1 protein-coding gene is annotated in these 455 nt (G+C 76.9%); it reads left to right on the forward strand.

The annotated features are described in order from the left end of the window. The coding region (locus HWX22_RS31560) for a nucleotide-binding domain containing protein (protein ID WP_279610444.1) at positions 1–455 on the forward strand (455 nt) is incomplete at both ends.

A 455-nucleotide genomic window follows, 5' to 3' on the forward strand; every position in this document is an offset into this window, starting at 1 on the left:
CGCCAACTTCCGCCGCGCCGGCCTGCTGCCCGAGCGCGGCAACGCGGCCGCGCTACCCAGGGTGGACGGCCAGGCCGTGGTGCTGGCCGGCAGCGCCTCCCGGGCCACCAACGCGCAGGTCGCCGAATGGCGCGACACGCAGGGCCGTCCCGCGTTCCGCATCGATCCGCTGGCCGCCGCGCGCGGCGAGCCAGTGGCCGCCCAGGCGCTCGCCTTCGCCGAACAGCATCTGCCCGCGCCCGTGCTGATCTACGCCACCGCCATGCCCGACCAGGTCAAGGCGATCCAGCAGCAGCTCGGCGTGGAAGCCGCCGGCGCGCTGGTCGAACGCACCCTCGCCGAGATCGCCGCCGGCCTGCAGGCGCGCGGCGTGCGCCGCTTCGTGGTGGCCGGCGGCGAAACCTCGGGCGCTGTCGTGCAGGCGCTCGGCGTGCGCGCGCTGCAGATCGGCGCGC

Source organism: Burkholderia sp. BCC1638 (assembly GCF_902833195.1).
GTDB classification, from domain to species: domain Bacteria; phylum Pseudomonadota; class Gammaproteobacteria; order Burkholderiales; family Burkholderiaceae; genus Burkholderia; species Burkholderia diffusa.